The sequence below is a fragment of the uncultured Stenotrophomonas sp. genome (assembly GCF_963519125.1).
Classification (GTDB): Bacteria; Pseudomonadota; Gammaproteobacteria; order Xanthomonadales; family Xanthomonadaceae; genus Stenotrophomonas.
The window spans coordinates 79,061-98,269 of the sequence record NZ_CAUQLJ010000008.1; the positions used below are offsets into that span (position 1 = coordinate 79,061).

Here is a 19,209-nt window from a genome sequence, read left to right on the forward strand (position 1 = left end):
CCCGTACACCCTGCGTACGGCCGGAACAAACGGACGAAGATGGCCCGCGTAGCGACACGCCATGCGTGTCCCACGGAAAACCAACCGAAACCATTACCTATTCAGCGTTCCCCAGCCCGCGTAAACGGCACGCTCTCCGGCGCAACGGCGCCACCGGAAATGATGAAGCTCATCGCCTGGTCCACAGTCCAGTCGGTCGGGGTCAGCAGCTCCACCGGCACGATTTCCAGATACCCCGAGGTCGGATTCGGTGTGGTCGGCACGTACACCGCCGCCAACTCACGCCCGGTGCCCTGTTCACGGATCACCCGGGTCACCAGCCCCACGGCCTTCATGTCGCGGTGCGGGAAATCGATCAGCACCACGCGCTGGGTAGTGCCCGGCTCGGTCTGCAGCATGTCCAGCAGCTTCTTGGCGCTTTCATAGATGATGCTGGCCAGCGGAATGCGCTTGATCACCGCGCCGAACCAGCGCAGCAGGCGCTGCCCGATCACGCGCCGGCTCAGTACGCCCACGCTCAGGATGACCAGCAGGGTGGCGAGCAGGCCGATCACGTTCTGCATCCACTCGACCTTGACCCAGCCCAGGTAATGCGGGAACGAGGCGGCGATCTGCGCCGACAGCGGCACCACCAGCGGGCTGCTGATGCCCGACAGCAGCACGAACACGAACTTGATGACCACCCAGGTCAGCCAGATCGGCAGCAGGGTGAGCAGGCCGGTCAGGAACAGGCGCTGCAGGGAAGGGCGCGGAACGAGGTGGGGGGCTTCGGTCGACATCGTCGCATTGTAACGGGGCGACGGCCCGGTTTACCCTGCCGGGCGCCGCAGGATGCGGCTTGATGGGGGAATGCTGTGTTGACCGTGCTGAAATGGATCGGGGCGCTGCTGCTGGGGTTGGGGGTCGTGCTGCTGCTGGTGCTGGGCATTTCGTGGGCATTGCCGATTCCGGCGGCCGAGCGCGAGGCGCTGCAAGCCATGGAAACGCCGGCGACCCCTCGACCGGCGAACGGCAACGCATTCGCGGCCGTATGGCTGCTGCCTTACGACGGCATCGATGCGTCAGCGCGTGATGCGTTGCTGGCCGGCGATGTGCAGCGTTTCCATGCAGATCCGGAAGGGCCGGCGTCGCTGACCTCCCACGCCGATGGCCGGTTTGCACGCGTGGAACGGGCGCCTTGGTGTCGAAACGCTGATCCGTGCCTGGCGCAGGTGCGCGCAGCACCGGATGCGGTGGCGGCTTCGCATCGGGGACACGAAGGATTGCACGCGCGGATTGCAGAGATATCCCGCTACCGCTATTACCGAAGTGCGTTCGAGCCGGATCCGCGCATGCCGTTCCCGGAGATGGCGCAGTTGTTCGACCGTATCTCGGCGCAGGCGCTGCTCCATGTGCAGGGTGAGAGCGGGGCGGCCTTGGAAGGACTGTGCCAGGACGTGTCGAGCGCGCGCATGCTGATGGCCGAAGGCGATACCTTGCTGGTCGCCATGGTCGGTGGTGCCTGGGCCTCGCGCGGTGCGGAGTTGTTCACCGACATCCTGGCTGAACTGCCGGCCGAGGTAGAAGTGCCCACCGGGTGCACGCAGGCGTTTGCACCGCCGCAGCTGGCGGAGTTGAATCTGTGCCATGCGATGCGCGGTGAATTTGCATTCCAGCAGGCTGCGATGACAACGGTGCCGCCCGGGCAGCAGCTTTTCCTGAATCAGCGCAAGACGCTGGCGCGCAGCGCGTGGTTGCTTTCGCGCAGTTGCGCCGACGACGTGCAGGCGCAGATCCGCGACGATCGCCGGGTGACCTTGCCACCGCCGCCTCCGGTGTGGACATGGCACTGCGCGGCCAATGCGGTTGGATGCGTATTGGGCGATATTGCCGGACCGGCATACGACGAGTACCCGCAGCGCATGCAGGATGTTGGCGCGCAGCTGCGCATGGCGGGTGCGATGTTGTGGCTGCGTGGGCAGCCGCAAGGCGATGCGTCCGAGGTGCTGAAGGCCGTGCCCGAAGGTTTCGCCAGCGCGCAACGCCCGCTTCGCATCAGCGAAGACGGCACACGAGTGCGCATACCCCGGCTGGGCAAACCCCGCGACGGCAGCGGACCGGAGATCAGCGCTCCGTTACCCAGAGGCTGGTAACGGCATGCCAGGCGTGTCCCCACGTGGTGCCTGGACGCTACGTGGGACACGCATGGCGTGTCCCTACCGGGCCTTCGGCTTCAGCCGCAGGTACACCTGCTTGCGCACCCGGGCCACTACCTCTCCCTTTTCATCCACGACATCAGTGCTGAACCAGTGCAGGTACTTTTCTCCACTGGCCGTCGCGGCGCGCAGCTCGTCCAGGATCGCATCGTCCAGCCGGAACTCGGCAGTCACTGTGCCGCGACCCGGCTTCAGGAACTCAATCTCACCGGCCCGATCCCACACGTAGTAATCGCTGCCCAGGTTCTGCATCACCGTCAGCATCCAGAACGGATCGGTCATCGCAAACAGGCTGCCGCCGAAATGGGTGCCCACGTAGTTCCGGTTCCAGGGCCGCATCCGCAGCTCTACCCGCACATACCGGTAATCGGCACTGACCTCGGTCACGTGGATGCCGGCAAACAGGAACGGCGGCCATAGGTTGATGCCATGGCGGAACAGGCTGGCTTTCATGGGGTTGGTTGGACAGGAAGAGGTGCGGGCAGTTTACCATTCGTCGGCGTATGGTGGCTCTTCAGCCACGCAGGGGGTGGCTCTACCGGTTGCGGATATTCGAGGGTCAGGCCCTTACAACCCGGGTTCTTCTGCCGCGTAGCCGTCGCGGCCGGCGGCCTTGGCGCGGTAGAGGGCGGCGTCGGCGCCTTCGAAATAGTGGCGCGGCTCGGTGGTGGCGCTGGGCACGCGGGTGAACAGGCCGACGCTCAGGGTGATCTGTGCGTCGTGGCCGTCGCCGAGCGACAGCGACATGGCGCGTACGGCGGCAATCAGGTCCTGGATGACCTGCACCGCGCCTTCGGAGGCGGTGTCCGGCAGGATCAGGGCGAATTCGTCGCCGCCGAAACGTGCGGCCATGTCGCGTGGGCGGCGCGCGTGCGCGCGGATTTCGCTGGCGATCCGGCGCAGCACCGCGTCGCCGGCGTGATGGCCGTGGCGGTCGTTGTGCTGCTTGAAATGGTCGACGTCGATCAACACCAGGGTCAGCGGGCGGCCGCTGCGGCGGCCGGCGTCGTGTTCCTGCTGCAGGGTCTGTTCGAAGCGCAGGCGGTTGCCCAGGCCGGTCAGTGCATCGCTGTTGGCCTGGCGGCGCCAGACGCTGATCCGCCACAACACCCAGGCGCAGATCACCGCCAGCATGCAGGCCAGCGCGGCCGCCGGTGCGAACCACAGGTTGCCAATCCGCAGCAGCGCGAAGCTGCCCAACAGGGTGAGCGGCAACGCCAGCACCGCGCACAGCAGCGCGCGCGGCAGGGTCAGGCCCAGCGCACACAGCGTCACCAGCAGCGCGCTCAGCACGGCCTGCCACGGCGGGGCCAGCACGTTGATGACCTTGCCGCTGAGCAGCATCGAGGCCACATTGGCCTGGTACTCGGTGCCGCTCATCCAGTGTTCGCGCGTGGTCGGGGTGAGCAGGCGCGGGGCGATGCCGCTGGCGGTCATGCCGACCAGCACCAGGCGGTCGCGCAGCAGCGCCGGGTCGATTTCGCCGTTGAGCACGTCGGCGTAGGACACCTGGGGGAAACGCTCGGGCGGACCAGCGAAGCGCACCCGCACATAGTGGTTGCGGTGCCATTGATACGGCGATGCCGTGTTGACGTCCGGGACGCGCAGGCCCGGCAGCGGCCCGCGCAGGTTGGCCAGCGCCAGGCCGAACGCTGGCCAGTGTGGTGAACCGATCCCTGCCGTGAGGTACAGGCCGCGCGCAACGCCATCGGCCTCTACTTCGATATCGCTGTGGCCGAGCGTGCTCGCGTTGGCGGCGATCAGCGGAATCGGCAGCAGTTCCTCGGCCATGCCCGGACCGCTCGAGGGCGCCGCCAGCACCGGCAGCACCACGTTTCCGTTGCGGCGGATCGCGGCCGCCAGTTCGGCGTCCTGCGCGCTGTCCTGGCGGTCCGGTTCGGACAGCACCAGGTCCAGCGCCACGCGCTGGCTGCCGGCGGCGGTCAGGCGGTCGAGCAGGCGCGCATGGGTGGAGCGCGGCCACGGCCACCGCCCCAGCTGCTGCAGGCTGGCGTCGTCGATCGCCACCACCAGCAGGCGCGGATCGGGCGGGTACTCCCACGACCCTGCGTACGTATCGAAGATCGCCTCGTCCTGTTTCCAGAACCACTGCGCGTAGCTGGCCAGCGCGGCCAACGCTCCCACCAGCACCGCAAGCACGATGCGCCGGGGCCAGGGGAGCGTGAGCGGCCTCACAGCAGCAGGAGCAGCAACAGGGCGCCGCCACCCGCGGCGCCGTAGCAGGTGCGGCAGGGCAGCGTGACCTGCTGGGCCGGCGAGAACGGACCGGCATAGCCGTCGTCGTCGATGTACTGCACGCGCACGTGCAGGGTGCCGTGCCACGGGCGCTTCAGGCTGACCTCCGGTTGATCGAGCTGGGCATCCAGCAGCGGCGCAGCGAAATCGCCGCGGCGATCCAGCTGCACGCGGTAGCGCTGGCCGGGCGCGCCGGCCTGCCAGCGCAGGGTGAGCTGGCCTTTGGCGGCTTGAGGCGGCTGCAGGGCGGGGTCGACCGGGGCGTCACTGACCTGCAGCGCCACCGGTTGGCTGAAGCGGCCGCGCTGGCCGTTGCCATCGCGCGAGGCGACCCGCCAGAAGTAGGCGCCAGGCGCGAGGTCGGCGTTTGCGCGCAGCTGCGTGCCACGCCCTTCCTGTTCCAACAGTGGCTGCAGGAACTGCGGTTCGGTCGCGACCTGCAGCACGCTGCTGGTCGCGCCCTCCACCCGGCTCCACTGGAAACGCGGGCGCGGGCTGGTAACCGTCTCGGTATTGACCGGACGCACGGTCAGGGGCGCGGACGGCTGGTCGTGCACCCGGAAGTCGGCCTGCGCGTCCAGGCCCTCCACGCCGTCAGCGCTCACCGCGCGCACCAGCAGCCGCAACAGGCCGGGCGGCAGGTCGGGCACGGTGAGATGGGCGTCGGCGGTGTCCCTGGCGAACAACAGAATCTCCGGTTGGTCGGCGCGCACCACTTCTAACCGGTACTGGGTGGCCTGCGCTACTGGTTTCCACGCAACCTGGGCGGGCAGGGTGTCCAGATGCAGCATTTCCAGGGCCAGGGCAGGGGCGGGCAGCAGCGCTTCGGGTGCGTCCGGGCGGGTTTCCAGCGCCCGGTTGCGCGTGACCTGGCCGCGTCCAACCTGGCGCTGGCCGCGCGCGTTGCCGACCTGCACGCGGCCTTCCAGCACTTCCGTGGCCGCCACGCGGCCGTCGCCACCGGCGCTGACCCGGAAGCGGGTGCCGCGCACGCTGCTGGTCGCCGTTGGCGCGTCGATGATGTAGCGGGAAGCCGGGCCCTTGGCAGGGGTGACCTGATGGCTGCTGCGACCCTGTTCCAGCCGCAGGCGGGTGTCGACCATGCCGGTGTGCCCGTAGCGGCTGAGCTGGTCCAGGCGGAGCTGGGAGCGCTCGCGCAGCTGCAGGCGCGAATCGTCGGCGAATCCGAGGGTGACACTGGCGTCGGCGCTGGTCAGCAGCTGCGTCCCGATGCCGAGCAGCTCCCCTTCCACCACGGCGCGCAGCGCCCCGTTCGGACCCTGGCGCGCCTGTACCTGTCCGCGCACCGCCAGCACCCGCGCCGGGGCCGGTTGCACCTGCAGCCAGGCGATCGGGAAATGCAGGGAGGTGCCGGGCGGCAGCCGGTACGGGTCGGCAATCCGGTTGTGCGCCTGAAGCCGCTGCCACGGCACGTCGGGCTTGAGATAGCGCCCCCCGAGGTCCCACAGGGTGTCGCCGGGGCGGACCCGGTAGCTCCAGTCCTGGGCCACCAGCGGGAAGGCGGAGAGCAGCAGTGCCAGCAGGATCGGCAGGCGGGTGAAGCAGGTGCGCAGGCGCACGAAACGGGTCGAACTCACGGTGATCTGGGCCCTTGCAGCGGGGCTCAGCCGTGCGGCCCCCATGGCCCAGACCGCATCCCCCCGAATGGATCGCGGTTAAAACTTGACCGCGATCACATTATTGCGCGGGCTCGGTGCAGGGATTCTGAACGCCCACCGCGCTCAGAACAGCAGCGCCGACATCGAACGACGGTAACGACCGACCAGCGCGGCATCCTCGATCACCCGGAAGGCGTCGATCAGCAGCTTGCGCGGCAGCCCGTCGCTGAAGCCTGCGTCCTTCTGCAGCATTACCAGGAACTGCTCCAGCGCGGCCTCGTCCTGGCCGCCCAGCAGCAGCTGCACGCCACGCAGGTGACGGGCCTGCAGGTCATTGCCATCGGCAGCGATGCGCGCGTCCAGCTGTTCCGCTGCGGGCGCGTCCTGCAGCGCCTTGGCGAAGTCCAGGCGGGCGCGGGCACGCACGGCGCGATCATCGGTGGACAGGTTGGCCGGCAGCGCGTCGATCAGCGCGCGTGCTTCGTCGGTGCCACCGGTCTGCAGCAGGGCCAGCGCCAGTTCGAGCTTCAGCTCCTCCTTGTCCGGCTCTGCGGCAATGCTGGCGCGGAGCACGTCCACCTGCGCCTGCGGGTCCAGCGCGGCCGGCTCGGCAGCTGCTTCGGTCGGGGCTTCGGCCGGCAGCACGCCGTGCTGGGTCAGGAACTCGCGCAGCTGGCCTTCCGGCAGCGCGCCGGGGAAGCCGTCGACGATCTGGCCGCCCTTGACCAGGAATACGGTCGGCACCGAGCGGATCTGGAAGGCCGCTGCGATCTGCTGTTCCTTGTCCACGTCGACCTTGGCCAGCTCGAAGGCGCCGTTGTACTCGCCGGCCAGCTTTTCCAGCATCGGGCCCAGGGTCTTGCAGGGCTCGCACCAGGTGGCCCAGAAATCGACCAGCACGGGGGTCTGCAGGGACTTCTGCAGGACCTGTGCTTCGAAGGTCTCAGTGGTGGCTTCAAAGACGTAGGACAGCTCGCTCATGATCGGATTCAACGGTAAAGATGTACCCAGTGTATGGTGCCGACCATATTCATAAGCAATGCCCATGATGAAAACACTGCGACGCTTCGATCCCCTTCTGGGTGCCACGGCGGCGGTGCTGTTCCTGGCCTCGGTGCTGGGTTTTGGCGCGGCCCTGCCGGGCTACCTGCCGCTGGGCCACCCGGTGGCGCTGCTGGGCGCGATCGGGGTGCCGCACGCCGGTGCCTTCGACCTGCTGGGCTTCGTGCTGCCGGGGCTGCTGGCTGCCGCAGTGGCGCTGCGGCTGCTGGCGCGGGTGCCGGTGACCGCGCCGTGGACCCTGCGCGTAGGCGGGCAGATGCTGGTGCTGTCCGGCCTGGCCTTCGCCGCGATGGGTGTGCTGCCGTTGGACGCCAACGATATCGAGAGCCCGGCGAGCCAGTACCACGCCAGTGCGTGGATGGTCTGGGTGCTGGCGTTCGTGCCCGGCGCGCTGATGTCCGGTTTCGGTGCACGGCGCCTGTCGGGTTGGGGGCGGCTGGTGGCACTGCACCTGGCGGCCGGCCTGGCCGTGCTGGTCGGGGCGTTCGTACTGCAGGCGCTGATGCCGGCGCCGGTGGCGCAGCGGGTGGCCTTCGTGGCCTGGGCGCTGTGGCTGGCCGCTGCGCTGCCGGTGGCCAGCCGGGTCCATCACCGCTGAATTGACGGTTCTGACCGGAATCGACGCGGGAATGCGCGCAGGCATGCCGCCCGTGATCCGGATGGAAAGGGTAATTCCCTGATTTATCAACGGGATGTCGATATGGTCCGGTATTGGCCGGGGCGGCGATTGGAGCCGTTTGTCGCACTGCGGTACGCTGTGCCGCTTTGCCGCCGCATCCTTAGTTTTCCATGACCAGCGTCGAACCCAACGTTTACGATCCGCAGCAGGTTGAATCGGCCGCCCAGAGCTTCTGGGACGCCACCCGCGCCTTCGAAGTGACCGAGTCTTCGGACAAGCCGAAGTACTACTGCCTTTCGATGCTGCCGTACCCGTCGGGCGCGCTGCACATGGGCCACGTGCGCAACTACACCATTGGCGACGTGATCAGCCGCTACAAGCGCATGACCGGCCACAACGTGCTGCAGCCGATGGGCTGGGACGCGTTCGGCCTGCCGGCGGAAAACGCGGCGATCAAGAACAAGACCGCGCCGGCGGCGTGGACCTACAAGAACATCGACCACATGCGCAGCCAGCTGCAGTCGCTGGGCTATGCCATTGACTGGTCGCGCGAGTTCGCCACCTGCCGCCCGGACTATTACGTCCATGAGCAGCGCATGTTCACCCGCCTGATGCGCAAGGGTCTGGCTTACCGCCGCAACGCGGTGGTGAACTGGGATCCGGTCGACCAGACCGTGCTGGCCAACGAGCAGGTCATCGACGGCCGCGGCTGGCGCTCCGGCGCGCTGGTCGAGAAGCGCGAGATCCCGCAGTGGTTCCTGCGCATCACCGACTACGCCCAGGAGCTGCTGGACGGCCTGGATGAGCTGGACGGCTGGCCGGAATCGGTCAAGACCATGCAGCGCAACTGGATCGGCCGTTCCGAGGGTCTGGAAATCCAGTTCGACGTGCGCGATGTCGACGGCAGCGCGCTGGACCCGCTGCGCGTGTTCACCACCCGCCCGGACACGGTGATGGGCGTGACCTTCGTGTCGATCGCCGGCGAACATCCGCTGGCCCTGCACGCCGCGAAGTCGAACCCGACGCTGGCGGCACTGCTGGCGGAAATGAAGCAGGGCGGTGTGTCCGAAGCGGAACTTGAAACCCAGGAAAAGCGCGGCATGGACACCGGCCTGCGTGCGGTACACCCGGTCACCGGCGCCCAGGTGCCGGTGTGGGTGGCCAACTTCGTGCTGATGGGCTACGGCACCGGCGCGGTCATGGCCGTGCCCGGCCACGACCAGCGCGACAATGAATTTGCCAACAAGTACGGCCTGCCGATCCGCCAGGTGATCGCGCTGAAGTCGCCGCGCAAGGACGAAGGCGCATATGACGCCACGCGCTGGCAGGACTGGTACGGCGACAAGACCCGCGACACCGAGCTGGTCAACTCCGACGAATTCGACGGTCTGGACTTCCAGGGCGCCTTCGAGGCGCTGGCCGAGCGCTTCGAGCGCAAGGCCCAGGGCCAGCGTCGCGTGAACTACCGCCTGCGCGACTGGGGCGTGAGCCGCCAGCGCTACTGGGGCTGCCCGATTCCGGTGATCTACTGCCCCAAGTGCGGTGCCCTGCCGGTGCCGGAAGAGCAGCTGCCGGTAGTGCTGCCGGAAGACGTGAATTTCGTCGGTACCGGTTCGCCGATCAAGGCCGACCCGGAATGGCGCAAGACCACCTGCCCGGACTGCGGCGGCGCGGCCGAGCGTGAAACCGACACCTTCGACACCTTCATGGAGTCCAGCTGGTACTACGCGCGCTACACCTCGCCCGGTGCCCGCGACGCAGTGGACAAGCGCGGCAACTACTGGCTGCCGGTCGACCAGTACATCGGTGGCATCGAACACGCGATCCTGCACCTGATGTACTTCCGTTTCTTCCACAAGCTGCTGCGCGATGCGCGCATGGTGGACAGTAACGAGCCAGCGCAGAACCTGCTGTGCCAGGGCATGGTGATCGCCGATACCTATTTCCGCCAGAACCCGGACGGTTCCAAGGACTGGATCAACCCGGCCGACGTGGACGTGCAGCGCGACGAGCGCGGCCGCATCACCGGTGCCGTGCTGATCGCCGACGGCCAGCCGGTGGAGATCGGCGGCACCGAGAAGATGTCCAAGTCCAAGAACAACGGCGTGGACCCGCAGGCCATGGTCAGCCGGTACGGCGCCGACACCGTGCGCCTGTTCTCGATGTTTGCCGCACCGCCGGAACAGTCGCTGGAGTGGAACGAAGCCGGCGTGGACGGCATGGCGCGCTTCCTGCGCCGCCTGTGGGCGCAGGTGCAGAAGCACGCCGCCGACGGGGTCGCTCCGGCGCTGGACGCCGCTGCGCTGACCGCCGAACAGAAGGCGCTGCGCCGCAAGACCCATGAAACCATCGGCAAGGTCGGCGACGACTACGGCCGCCGCCACAGCTTCAACACCGCCATCGCGGCGGTGATGGAACTGATGAACGCGCTGGCCAAGTTCGATGACAGCTCCGAGCAGGGCCGTGCGGTCCGCCAGGAAGCGCTGCAGGCCACCGTGCTGCTGCTCAACCCGATCACCCCGCATGCCAGCCATGCGTTGTGGCAGGTGCTGGGCCATGGCGAAACGCTGCTGGAAGACCAGCCCTTCCCGCAGGCCGACGCCGGCGCACTGGTGCGCGATGCGGTGACCCTGGCGGTGCAGGTCAACGGCAAGCTGCGCGGCACCATCGAGGTTGGTGCCGACGTTCCGCGCGAGCAGATCGAAGCGCTGGGCCTGGCCGAGCCGAATGCGGCGAAGTTCCTGGAAGGCCTGACCGTGCGCAAGATCATCATCGTGCCCGGCAAGATCGTGAACATCGTCGCCGCGTAACGCCATGGGGGGCGGGGCAAGGCCCCGCCCTACGTGCTTTGTTCACGCGCAATCGGGCATGGTGTCGTCCGCCCCCTGTTGCCGGCTTCGCCCGCCTCCGCCAGACTGTGAACATGACTCGATTCCTGCTTGCCCTCGTTCTCACCGCGACCCTTGCCGGGTGTGGCTTCCATCTGCGCAACAAGCTGATGCTGCCGGCCGACACCGCCGCGGTGAAGGTGGTCTCCACCGCCCCCTACAGCGAACTGGCCAAGCTGCTGCGCCGCGGCCTGATGGCGTCCGGCGCGACCATTGCCGATGCCGACAGCAAGGCGCCCGCTGCGCAGCTGCAGGTGTTGTCCGAGCGCTGGGGCGACCTGCCCATCGCGATCGACGCACAGGGCCGCGCGCAGGAATACAGCCTGCGCTACGCGGTGATCTTCGTGTTCCGCCGCGAAGACGGCAGCGACCTGGTGCCGCAGCAGGTGATCGAGTTGTCGCGCGACTACGTGTCGCCGCCCAGCGACGCCACCGGTACCACCACCGAGCGCGAGATCCTGGCCGATGAACTGCGCCGCGAAATGTCCGCCTCGATCCTGCGCCGCATCGACAGCGTGGTGCGCGCCGAGCTGCAGCGTGGCACGTTGACGCCGCCTGCTGCCAAGCCTGCCGAGGTGCCGGCCGCTGCGCCGACCACCGCGCCGGCCACGGTCCCGGCGGCGACCAAACCGCCGCAGGGCGGCTGACCGGTCCGCACGGACCGGCCGCACGATGGAACTGCGCCCCGAACAGTTCGCCAGCCAACCGGCCAGCCAACCGCTGGCGCCGGTATACCTGATTGCCGGGCCGGAAACGCTGCGCGTGCTGGAGGCCGCCGATGCGGTGCGTGCCAAGGCACGTGCCGAGGGCATCACCGAGCGCGAAGTATTCGACGCCGACGGCCGCGATTTCGACTGGAACCAGCTCGACGCCACCTTCAACGCGCCCAGCCTGTTCAGTGCACGCCGGCTGGTCGAACTGCGCCTGCCGACCGGCAAGCCGGGCAAGGAGGGCGGGGAGGTGATCAGCCAGTTCTGCGCCAGCCCCGCGCCGGACGTGATCCTGCTGATCACCTGCAACGAATGGAGCAAGGCCCACCAGGGCAAGTGGGCCGAGGCGGTCAGCCGCGTCGGCGTGCTTTCGGTAGCGTGGGCGATCAAGCCGCACGAACTGCCTGAGTGGATCGAGCGCCGCCTGCGCCAGAAGGGCCTGCGCGCCGACCCGGCCGCCGTGCAGCGGCTCGCTGAACGGGTTGAAGGCAACCTGTTGGCCGCCGCGCAGGAGATCGACAAACTGGCGCTGCTGGCCAGCGGCCAGAACCTGGACGTGGACACCATGGAGTCGCTGGTCGCCGATGCGGCCCGCTACGACGTATTCCGGCTGCTGGAAGCCACGTTCTCCGGCCAGCCGGCAGCAGTGCTGCGCATGCTGGCCGGCCTGCGCGCCGAAGGCGAGGCCGTGGCCGCGCTGATGCCGATGGTGATCCGCGAAATGCTGGCCACCGCGGCGCTGGCGCGGGTGCAGGCGCGTGGCGGCAACCTGGCCGCTGAAATGAAAAGTCGCGGCATCTGGGAGTCGCGCCAGGCGCCCTTCAAACGCGCGCTGCAGCGCCACCCCGAAGCCAAGCGCTGGGAGCGCTTCGTGGCCGAGGCCGGGCTGGTCGACCGCATGGCCAAGGGGCGCGCCGACGGCGATGCCTGGCTGGGCCTGGAGCGGCTGCTGGTGGCGGTGGCTGAAGCGCGCGCGGTACGCCTGCTGGCCCGTGCCTGAGCCCGATGGGCCTGCGCATCCATTACGGCGGTACCTTCGACCCGGTCCACCAGGGCCACATGGCCATCGCCCGCGCCGCGCGCGACCAGTTGCAGGTCGCGGTGCGCCTGCTGCCGGCGGCCGATCCGCCGCACCGCCCCGCGCCGGGTGCCGATGCCGCCCAGCGTGCGGCAATGCTGGCCTTGGCCATCGACGACGAACCGGGCCTGCTGCTGGACCTGCGCGAGCTCGACCGCGCGCAGCGCCAACCGGAAGTGCCGTCGTACACCGTCGATACCCTGCGCGAGCTGCGCGGCGAGCTGGGCCCCCGCCAGCCGATTGGCTGGCTGGTGGGCGCCGACAGCGTGCTGGGCCTGACCGGCTGGCATGAATGGGAAGCGCTGTTCGGGCTGGCCCACTTCATCGTCGCCGACCGTCCGGGCAGCCCGCTGCAGCAGCAGCTGCCCCCACGCCTGCAGGAAGCCCTGCAGGGGCGCTGGACGGCGAAGGAGGGCGACCTGTTCAGCGCGCCGGCCGGCCGCCTGCTGCACCTCCAGACGCCGCTGCGCAGCGAATCGGCGACGGAGGTCCGGCAGCGGATCGCCAGCGGCGGCGACTGGCGCGCGCTGCTGCCGGGGAGGGTCGCCGACTACGTTGCCGACCACCGGCTGTACGGGCTGGGCAGCCCGTGAACCCGTTCAGCTCGCTGGACCCGTATAATCGCCCCCAAATCTATAGAGTCCCCCTGCTTTGAGCGACCAAGTCCAGCCCCAGACCATCAAGGTCGAATTTTCGAATCCGGCGCCGTCCACCGAAGAACTGCTCGCGTGTGTGCGTAACGCCACCGCAGAACTGAAGGCCAAGGACGTCGTAGAGATCGACGTGATCGGCAAGTCCAGCGTCACCGATTACATGGTGATCGCGTCGGGCACCTCCAGCCGCCACGTGAAGTCCATTGCCGACGAAGTGGTGAAGTTCGCCAAGCAGCTGGGCACCATGCCGCTGGGCGTGGAAGGCGAGCGCGAAGCCGAGTGGGTGCTGGTCGACCTGGGCGATGTGGTGGTGCATGTGATGCTGCCGCGCGTACGCGAGTTCTATGCGCTGGAGCGCCTGTGGACCGTGGGTGACCAGTCGCCGAGCCTGCTGGACGACGAAGCTGACGAAGACGACTACGCCGCGCGCTGAACCCCGCGCATGCAGTAGCGACAACGGCGCCCCGGTGGCGCCGTTGTCATTTCAAGGAGCACGACCATGAAAGCCAGGTTGATCGCCACCGGCGAACGCGCGCCCAGCTGGGTGGCGCAGGGCTTTGCCGAGTACCAGAAGCGGCTGTCGCACTGGTTGCCGTTCGAGCTGGTGGAGATCGAACCCGGCCTGCGCGGCAAGGGCCGCGACGCACGTCGCGCCACCGATGACGAAGGCAAGCGGGTGATCGCCGCGCTGCCCAAGAACGCGTACGTGGTGGCGCTGGACGTACCGGGCAAACAGCTCAGTTCAGAGCAGCTCGCGCAACGCCTGGAGCACTGGCGCGGGCAGGGCCGCGACCTGGCCTTCCTGATTGGCGGCCCGGAAGGGCATTCAGCCGAAGTCTCCGCGCTGGCAGATGAGAAATGGTCGATCGGCCCGCTGACCCTGCCGCACATGCTGGTGCGCCTCGTGGTGGCCGAGCAGCTGTACCGCGCTGCGGCGATGCTGGCCAACCATCCGTATCACCGCGCGTGAAGAAATTCCGCGCAGAAGGGTTACAAGCAGCAAAAACCCGGTTACAATGCGCACCCCGCCCGAATAGCTCAGCCGGTTAGAGCACTTGACTGTTAATCAGGGGGTCGTTGGTTCGAGTCCAACTTCGGGCGCCAAGTTTTGAGAGCCTCGCAGCGATGCGAGGCTTTTTTTTGTCCGCGTGGAGCGTGCCCGGATCTTGCGGCGCGCCGGTAGGGTCGGTTCTCAAACGACCGCCGACCCCGCATGTGACCGCTTTGACGCATGGACCTGTGCAATCAGACGCCTGACGGGGACGCGACTCCGATCACTGCAATGCCATCACCGGGTGCGGCGTTGCCATCGGCAGTCGACCAAGGCGCGACGCTACCGCCTTACGCCTGATACCTGCACTAAAAAAAGCCCGGGCAGAGCCCGGGCTTTTTCGTTTCACACCTGCACCGATCAGTTGAAGGTGTACTTCGCGCCGATGGTGAAGTAGCGGCCGATGGCGCCGCTGAAGTGCAGCGGGTTGTAGTTCACGCCACCGTAGGTGGTCGGATCCAGCGGGGCGGTGCGGTCGAACACGTTCTGCACCGAGGCGTTGAGTTCGAACGCGTCGGTGATGTTGTAGCGACCGGACAGGTCGAAGGTGGTGAACGAGGCGATCTTCTCCACCGGCGTGCCGTCGGCGTAGAAGGCGAGGTAGTCGCCACCACGCTTGTCCTTGTTCTCCAGGCTGCTGATGTAGTTGACAATGCCGCTCACGCTCCACGCGTCCTGCTTCCAGGTCGTGCCGAAGTTGATGCGGTCTTCCGGCGTGCCGATGCAGTTGGTCACATCGCAGTTGCCGTGCGTGCCGACGTAGTCGACCGTGCTGTCGCCTTCAGTGCGCTCGAACTTGAGCACGTGGCTCCACTGCAGGTCCATCTGCAGCTGGCCCGGGCCGATGTCGAAGGTCTGGCGGATATCGGTGTCGATACCGCGGACGCGCGACGAATTGGCATTCACGTAGGCGGTGTTGACCGCCAGGATCGTGCCAGTGCCGGGAATGCCGTTGATCAGGTCGGTGTCGCGCAGCACGTCGCCGGCGGCGATCGCATCTGCAGTGCTGCCCTGCGCGATTTCATTGGTGCGCTTGATTTCCCAGGCGTCCACGGTAAGCGAGGTGGTGCTGGTCGGCTGCAGCACGATACCGAACGAGTAGCTCTTGGACTCTTCCGGCACCAGGTCCGGGTTCGGGCTGGTGATGATGGCCACCGGGCGCGCACCGCAGTTGGTGGTCGCATCGGCCGGGGGGCTGACCGCGCAGCGGACCGGGTCGCGGGCGGTGGAGAACGCGGCCAGGCCGCCGTCACCATTTTCGGCCGGGTTCGGGGCGCGGAAGCCCTCGGCGTAGGTGGCGCGCAGCGCGACCCAGTCCACCGGCGTCCACTTCACACCCAGCTTCGGGGTGGCCTTGCCGTCGCCGCTTTCGTACTTGTCGTAGCGGACCGCGCCGGACAGTTCCAGCTGTTCCAGCACCGGTGCGGACAATTCGACATAGCCGGCGTACACATTCTGGGTGCCGTCATACGCCGAGTAGCCCAGGCCGATGATGTCGCCCACGTCGGTGTAGGTCTGCGGGGTCAGGCTGTTGCTGGTCTTGCGCCATTCAGTACCGATCGCCAGGCCGAGCGGGCCACCCTTGAGGTCCATCAGGCTGCGCGACACGGTGAAGTCGAACATGTCGAGGCTGGACTTGGCGTTGGCTTGGATTTCCGGCGAGATGTAGTCGTACAGGGCCTGCGAGTTCTGCCCGGCATTGTCGCCGATACGCCAGACGCCGCCCGCACAGTTCGGATCGCCCAGTGCGCACTGCACGGCGCTGTAGCGCAGGAAGCCGGTGCGCTTGTTGACCAGGTTGGTGCTCGAGTGCAGGTAGGCCGTGTCGTAACCCCAGTCGCCCCAGTTGCCCTTGGTGCCGACCAGGAAGCGGGTGAACTCATTGGTGTTGGTGGTCACGCGCGGACCGACATCCCAGGCCGAATAGCGCAGGCGGGAAGCCTGGCCGGGGATCACGTTGTCCGGGTGGGCGGGGTTGAGCACCACGGCGCCGGGACCGCTGCTGGCGTTGACCGGACCGCCCGGGTAGCCCCAGCTGCCGGACACGCCCGACGGGGTGTTGCTGAACACCGTTTCCTTCTTGGAGTAGCCGATTTCGGTGTAGATCTCGCCGCCTTCGCCGTAAGCGAAGCTGGCGCGGCCGAACACGTTGACGTACTCCTCCTTCGGGCTCAGGTCGCGGTACAGCTGCGCCGGGTTCCAGAGGCAGCCATCCTCGGCGATGGACGCATCGGTCTGCCCCGGGATGGTGGTCAGGCCCTGGCAGCCGGGCAGCGGCACCAGGAACGCCGGGTTGTCGTCATCGACCAGTCGATCATCGAACACCGAACCATTCGGGCCGGCGCCGCCGCTGGTGCCACCATTGAGGAAGGCGCCGCCAAGGAACTGCGAATCCTGCGCGCTGATGCCCCACGGGCGAAGGTCACCGGTGCCGATCCAGTCGCGGTTCTTGCGGTCGCTGATCTTGATCGCGTCGGTCTTGCCCACGTCCAGGCTGAAGAACGCATTCCAGCCGTCTTCGGCGATGTCGCCGGTACCGGCGGTCAGGGTGGCCTTCTTGGCGTCGCCGTCGCTGTCGCCGGACAGGCCATACGAGCCACGCAGGATCACGCCATCGAAGTCGCTGCGCAGGATGATGTTGACCACGCCGGCGATGGCGTCGGAACCGTAGATCGCCGAGGCGCCATCCTTGAGCACTTCCACGCGTTCAACCGCATCCAGCGGGATGGTGCTCAGGTCGGTGAAGACCTTCTGGCCGTCATCGGCCAGGCCATAGGTGGCCATGCGGCGACCATTCAACAACACCAGGGTGGAGCCGGCGCCCAGGCCGCGCAGCGAGATGCCCGCGCCGCCGCCGGCAAAGCCGTTGCCGAAGGTCTTGGGAATGGAGCCGGCACCGTCGGAGGTCAGCGTCTGCAGATACTCGGCCACGGTGGTCTTGCCACTGCGGTCGATGTCCTGGCGCGTTACCACCTGCACGGGGGACGGAGTTTCGGTATTGGTGCGGGGAATATTGGACCCGGTAACCGTGATGCGGTCCAGGTTGGTGGCCTGCTCCTGGGCAAACGCGGAGGAGGAGGCGAAGGCGCCGGCCAGCAGCAGCACACTGCCGGTGAGTACGGCGGACACGGATTGGGACAGGTTGTTGCGGCGGCTGCGGAGCCGTTGGATCGGGTATTTCACAGTTTCTCTCCTGACTGGAAAAAACCTACGTACTAAGTCGTTGGGCGCAGCCGTCTATGCGGAGCGTCGGCGACAATCTAGGTTTCCGACAGGTGACGAAACAGTGAAAAATTGCTTAATTCGCGTTAATCGTGACGTCTGTCTAGAAGTGGGGAAAACCCGCTTGAGTTTCCCCCACAAATTCCGATCAATCCGGCAGGGAGAAACTCACCGGGACCAGCCCGACCGCCGGTATGGCCTGGCCGTCCTGCTGGGCCGGGACGAAACGCCAGTGGCGGAGCACCTGCTGGCGGGCAGCGCTGTCCAGGGCCCGCGAGCCGCTGCTGCGTTCAATCACCACGCTGCTGGGCTTGCCGGTGGCGTCAACCTGCACCCGCAACACCACGGTGCCCTGTTCGCCGGCCCGGATCGCGGCGATCGGGTAGCTGGGCGGCGGGGCGGTGCGGTACTGCAACTGCACGCCTTCGCCTGACGCGGCGGGGGCGGGTTCCACCGGGGCCAGGGTCGGGGCCTGGATGTCGCTGGCCGGCAGCGGGGGCACGGCCAGCACGTCGTCGGCGGTGGAGGTCGGCTGCGGCAGCGGGGCCACGCGTGGGGTGGTGGTGGGCGCGCGGACCGGCACCGGTTCGGTCGGCGGCAACGGCGTCGGCGGTTCGGGCTGGGCCACCGGCGGCAGGACCATGTGGATCACGGTCCGGTCGCGCGGCAGTGGCGCGGCCACGTAGGCGGCCGGAATGAGCAGCAGCATCAGTGCGAGCAGATGCAGGGCCAGCGCGGTGCTCCAGCCGAGCACGCGCGAGACGTCGATGTGAAGCGGAACCACCGGGGGATGCGTACGGACCATGCGCCACTCTCCTTGCCAGATGTGCGTGCGGGAACATCAACGTACGGGCGCGGCCGACGGGGTTGCAGACTGCGGAAGACGGGGCCGCGCAATGACAGGATTACCGGAGCCGGGCACGGGCTGGAAGTCAGGGGCGCTGTGGGTGTTTGGCTGCCGGTCATAAACGGACGACGGCGCCCGAGGGCGCCGTCCTGTTGTCCAGCGGTGGACCGCTCCCGGTTTACCTGCCCAGGTCGAACACCACGTCCAGGTTCACCGACACCGTGGACTCGCCCGGCGACACCGGGGTGTAGATGTCCGCGGCCATCGGCGCGGCCGCGGCCCGCATCATCACCGGGCGGAAGTTGCCGCCGCCGCTTTCGGAAATGCTGACGATCCGGCGCACGCGCAGGCCCAGCGACTTCGCGTAGGTTTCGGCGCGGGCCTGGGCCTTCTTCAGCGCGGCCAGGCGGGCTTCGTCATAGACCGGCTCGGGCTGGTCGATCTCGAACTGCGGGCCGTTGATCTGGTTGGCGCCCTGCGCGGCCAGCGCGTCAAGCACCTTGCCCAGTTTTGCGATGTCGCGCACCTTCAGGCTGACCGTATTGCTGGCCTGGTAGCCGGTGATCTTCGGCGCCTCGTTCTCGGCATAGCGGTACTGAGGGCTGAGATTGACCCCGCTGGTCTGCACGTCGCGCTCGGCAATCCCGGCGGCCTTGATCGCGGCCAGCACCTTCACCATCTGCTCGGCGTTCTGGCGCATGGCGGTGTTGCCGTCGGTGGCCTGGGTGACCACCCCGGCCGACAGCGTGGCCACGTCGGGCACGCGGCGCGCCTCGGCGTTGGCCGAGATGTTGAGCAGGGTGCCGTCGGCCGGCACGGCGATCGCGGGTTGGGACTGGGCGTGGGCGGTCATCGAGTTTCCCAGGGCAAGCGACAGGGCGAGCAGCAGCGGGGACAGGGCATTGCGACGCATGTGGATCTCCTTGTGAAGGCGTTGAGGTTGGTGTCGGAGCGATGAACGTCTGGTGAGAAACGGCGGGGTTGGACGCAATTGGGTGTTGTTGCTCGC

Annotated in this window: 16 protein-coding genes and 1 tRNA gene; 9 read left to right on the forward strand and 8 right to left on the reverse strand. The window is 67.8% G+C overall.

What is annotated here, in order from left to right:
- Positions 1-101 precede the first annotated feature (101 nt).
- Positions 102-779 (reverse strand): DUF502 domain-containing protein, encoded by a 678-nt coding sequence (locus RYM47_RS08700; RefSeq protein WP_315387246.1) that lies wholly within the window; start codon positions 777-779, stop codon positions 102-104.
- Between the two features lie 78 nt (positions 780-857).
- Here RYM47_RS08700 and RYM47_RS08705 point away from each other — a divergent pair, with 78 nt between their 5' ends.
- Entirely contained in the window at positions 858-2,132 is a 1,275-nt protein-coding gene (locus tag RYM47_RS08705) for a hypothetical protein (RefSeq protein ID WP_315387248.1), read from the forward strand.
- 63 nt (positions 2,133-2,195) lie between these two features.
- Here the strand turns inward: RYM47_RS08705 and RYM47_RS08710 are convergent, their stop codons facing one another.
- The 4 genes from RYM47_RS08710 to trxA form a co-directional block, all read right to left on the reverse strand.
- Positions 2,196-2,648 carry a DUF4442 domain-containing protein gene (locus RYM47_RS08710; RefSeq protein WP_315387250.1) on the reverse strand — a complete coding sequence of 151 codons (453 nt, stop codon included), beginning with the start codon at positions 2,646-2,648 and terminating at the stop codon, positions 2,196-2,198.
- A 114-nt stretch (positions 2,649-2,762) separates the two neighbouring features.
- Complete coding sequence (locus RYM47_RS08715; protein WP_315387252.1) at positions 2,763-4,391, reverse strand: CHASE2 domain-containing protein; 1,629 nt, start codon at positions 4,389-4,391, stop codon at positions 2,763-2,765.
- The gene (locus RYM47_RS08720; RefSeq protein ID WP_315387379.1) at positions 4,388-6,004 is read right to left on the reverse strand and encodes a FecR domain-containing protein; all 1,617 of its coding nucleotides are present in this window, start codon (positions 6,002-6,004) and stop codon (positions 4,388-4,390) included. The genes RYM47_RS08715 and RYM47_RS08720 overlap by 4 nt, the downstream gene beginning before the upstream one ends.
- A gap of 189 nt (positions 6,005-6,193) precedes the next feature.
- Positions 6,194-7,051 (reverse strand): thioredoxin, encoded by an 858-nt coding sequence (trxA, locus tag RYM47_RS08725; protein WP_315387253.1) that lies wholly within the window; start codon positions 7,049-7,051, stop codon positions 6,194-6,196.
- Positions 7,052-7,109: 58 nt separating this feature from the next.
- On the opposite strand from trxA, the gene RYM47_RS08730 reads away from it, so the two are divergent.
- The 8 genes from RYM47_RS08730 (at position 7,110) to RYM47_RS08765 (ending at position 14,184) form a co-directional block, all read left to right on the forward strand.
- Entirely contained in the window at positions 7,110-7,730 is a 621-nt protein-coding gene (locus RYM47_RS08730; RefSeq protein ID WP_315387254.1) for a DUF998 domain-containing protein, read from the forward strand.
- A 191-nt stretch (positions 7,731-7,921) separates the two neighbouring features.
- On the forward strand, positions 7,922-10,561 hold the full coding sequence (leuS, locus tag RYM47_RS08735; RefSeq protein WP_315387255.1) for a leucine--tRNA ligase: 2,640 nt from the start codon (positions 7,922-7,924) through the stop codon (positions 10,559-10,561).
- A 113-nt stretch (positions 10,562-10,674) separates the two neighbouring features.
- Entirely contained in the window at positions 10,675-11,286 is a 612-nt protein-coding gene (lptE, locus tag RYM47_RS08740) for an LPS assembly lipoprotein LptE (RefSeq protein WP_315387256.1), read from the forward strand.
- Between the two features lie 25 nt (positions 11,287-11,311).
- Positions 11,312-12,349, forward strand: a complete 1,038-nt coding sequence (gene holA, locus RYM47_RS08745; protein WP_315387257.1) for a DNA polymerase III subunit delta — start codon at positions 11,312-11,314, stop codon at positions 12,347-12,349.
- Between the two features lie 5 nt (positions 12,350-12,354).
- Positions 12,355-13,020 (forward strand): nicotinate-nucleotide adenylyltransferase, encoded by a 666-nt coding sequence (nadD, locus tag RYM47_RS08750; protein WP_315387258.1) that lies wholly within the window; start codon positions 12,355-12,357, stop codon positions 13,018-13,020.
- Positions 13,021-13,078: 58 nt separating this feature from the next.
- Entirely contained in the window at positions 13,079-13,513 is a 435-nt protein-coding gene (gene rsfS, locus RYM47_RS08755; protein WP_315387260.1) for a ribosome silencing factor, read from the forward strand.
- A gap of 66 nt (positions 13,514-13,579) precedes the next feature.
- Positions 13,580-14,050, forward strand: a complete 471-nt coding sequence (rlmH, locus tag RYM47_RS08760; RefSeq protein WP_102944473.1) for a 23S rRNA (pseudouridine(1915)-N(3))-methyltransferase RlmH — start codon at positions 13,580-13,582, stop codon at positions 14,048-14,050.
- Between the two features lie 57 nt (positions 14,051-14,107).
- Positions 14,108-14,184: transfer RNA gene (locus RYM47_RS08765), tRNA-Asn, on the forward strand.
- Positions 14,185-14,491: 307 nt separating this feature from the next.
- On the opposite strand, the gene RYM47_RS08770 is transcribed toward RYM47_RS08765, so the two are convergent.
- The 3 genes from RYM47_RS08770 to RYM47_RS08780 all read right to left on the reverse strand — a co-directional run bounded on the left by RYM47_RS08770 (position 14,492) and on the right by RYM47_RS08780 (position 19,113).
- The gene (locus RYM47_RS08770) at positions 14,492-17,314 is read right to left on the reverse strand and encodes a TonB-dependent receptor (RefSeq protein ID WP_315387261.1); all 2,823 of its coding nucleotides are present in this window, start codon (positions 17,312-17,314) and stop codon (positions 14,492-14,494) included.
- 187 nt (positions 17,315-17,501) lie between these two features.
- Positions 17,502-18,158: an energy transducer TonB gene (locus RYM47_RS08775; protein ID WP_315387262.1), complete on the reverse strand. Its 657-nt coding sequence runs from the start codon at positions 18,156-18,158 to the stop codon at positions 17,502-17,504.
- Positions 18,159-18,378: 220 nt separating this feature from the next.
- The gene (locus RYM47_RS08780; protein ID WP_315387264.1) at positions 18,379-19,113 is read right to left on the reverse strand and encodes an SIMPL domain-containing protein; all 735 of its coding nucleotides are present in this window, start codon (positions 19,111-19,113) and stop codon (positions 18,379-18,381) included.
- Positions 19,114-19,209 lie beyond the last annotated feature (96 nt).

Bases quoted from the DNA above. Each gene is read 5' to 3' on its own strand.
- RYM47_RS08700 (WP_315387246.1), bottom strand. From the start codon at position 779: ATGTCGACCGAAGCCCCCCACCTCGTTCCGCGCCCTTCCCTGCAGCGC.
- RYM47_RS08710 (WP_315387250.1), bottom strand. From the start codon at position 2,648: ATGAAAGCCAGCCTGTTCCGCCATGGCATCAACCTATGGCCGCCGTTC.
- trxA (WP_315387253.1), bottom strand. From the start codon at position 7,051: ATGAGCGAGCTGTCCTACGTCTTTGAAGCCACCACTGAGACCTTCGAA.
- RYM47_RS08730 (WP_315387254.1), top strand. From the start codon at position 7,110: ATGCCCATGATGAAAACACTGCGACGCTTCGATCCCCTTCTGGGTGCC.
- leuS (WP_315387255.1), top strand. From the start codon at position 7,922: ATGACCAGCGTCGAACCCAACGTTTACGATCCGCAGCAGGTTGAATCG.
- lptE (WP_315387256.1), top strand. From the start codon at position 10,675: ATGACTCGATTCCTGCTTGCCCTCGTTCTCACCGCGACCCTTGCCGGG.
- holA (WP_315387257.1), top strand. From the start codon at position 11,312: ATGGAACTGCGCCCCGAACAGTTCGCCAGCCAACCGGCCAGCCAACCG.
- nadD (WP_315387258.1), top strand. From the start codon at position 12,355: ATGGGCCTGCGCATCCATTACGGCGGTACCTTCGACCCGGTCCACCAG.
- rlmH (WP_102944473.1), top strand. From the start codon at position 13,580: ATGAAAGCCAGGTTGATCGCCACCGGCGAACGCGCGCCCAGCTGGGTG.
- RYM47_RS08775 (WP_315387262.1), bottom strand. From the start codon at position 18,158: ATGGTCCGTACGCATCCCCCGGTGGTTCCGCTTCACATCGACGTCTCG.
- RYM47_RS08780 (WP_315387264.1), bottom strand. From the start codon at position 19,113: ATGCGTCGCAATGCCCTGTCCCCGCTGCTGCTCGCCCTGTCGCTTGCC.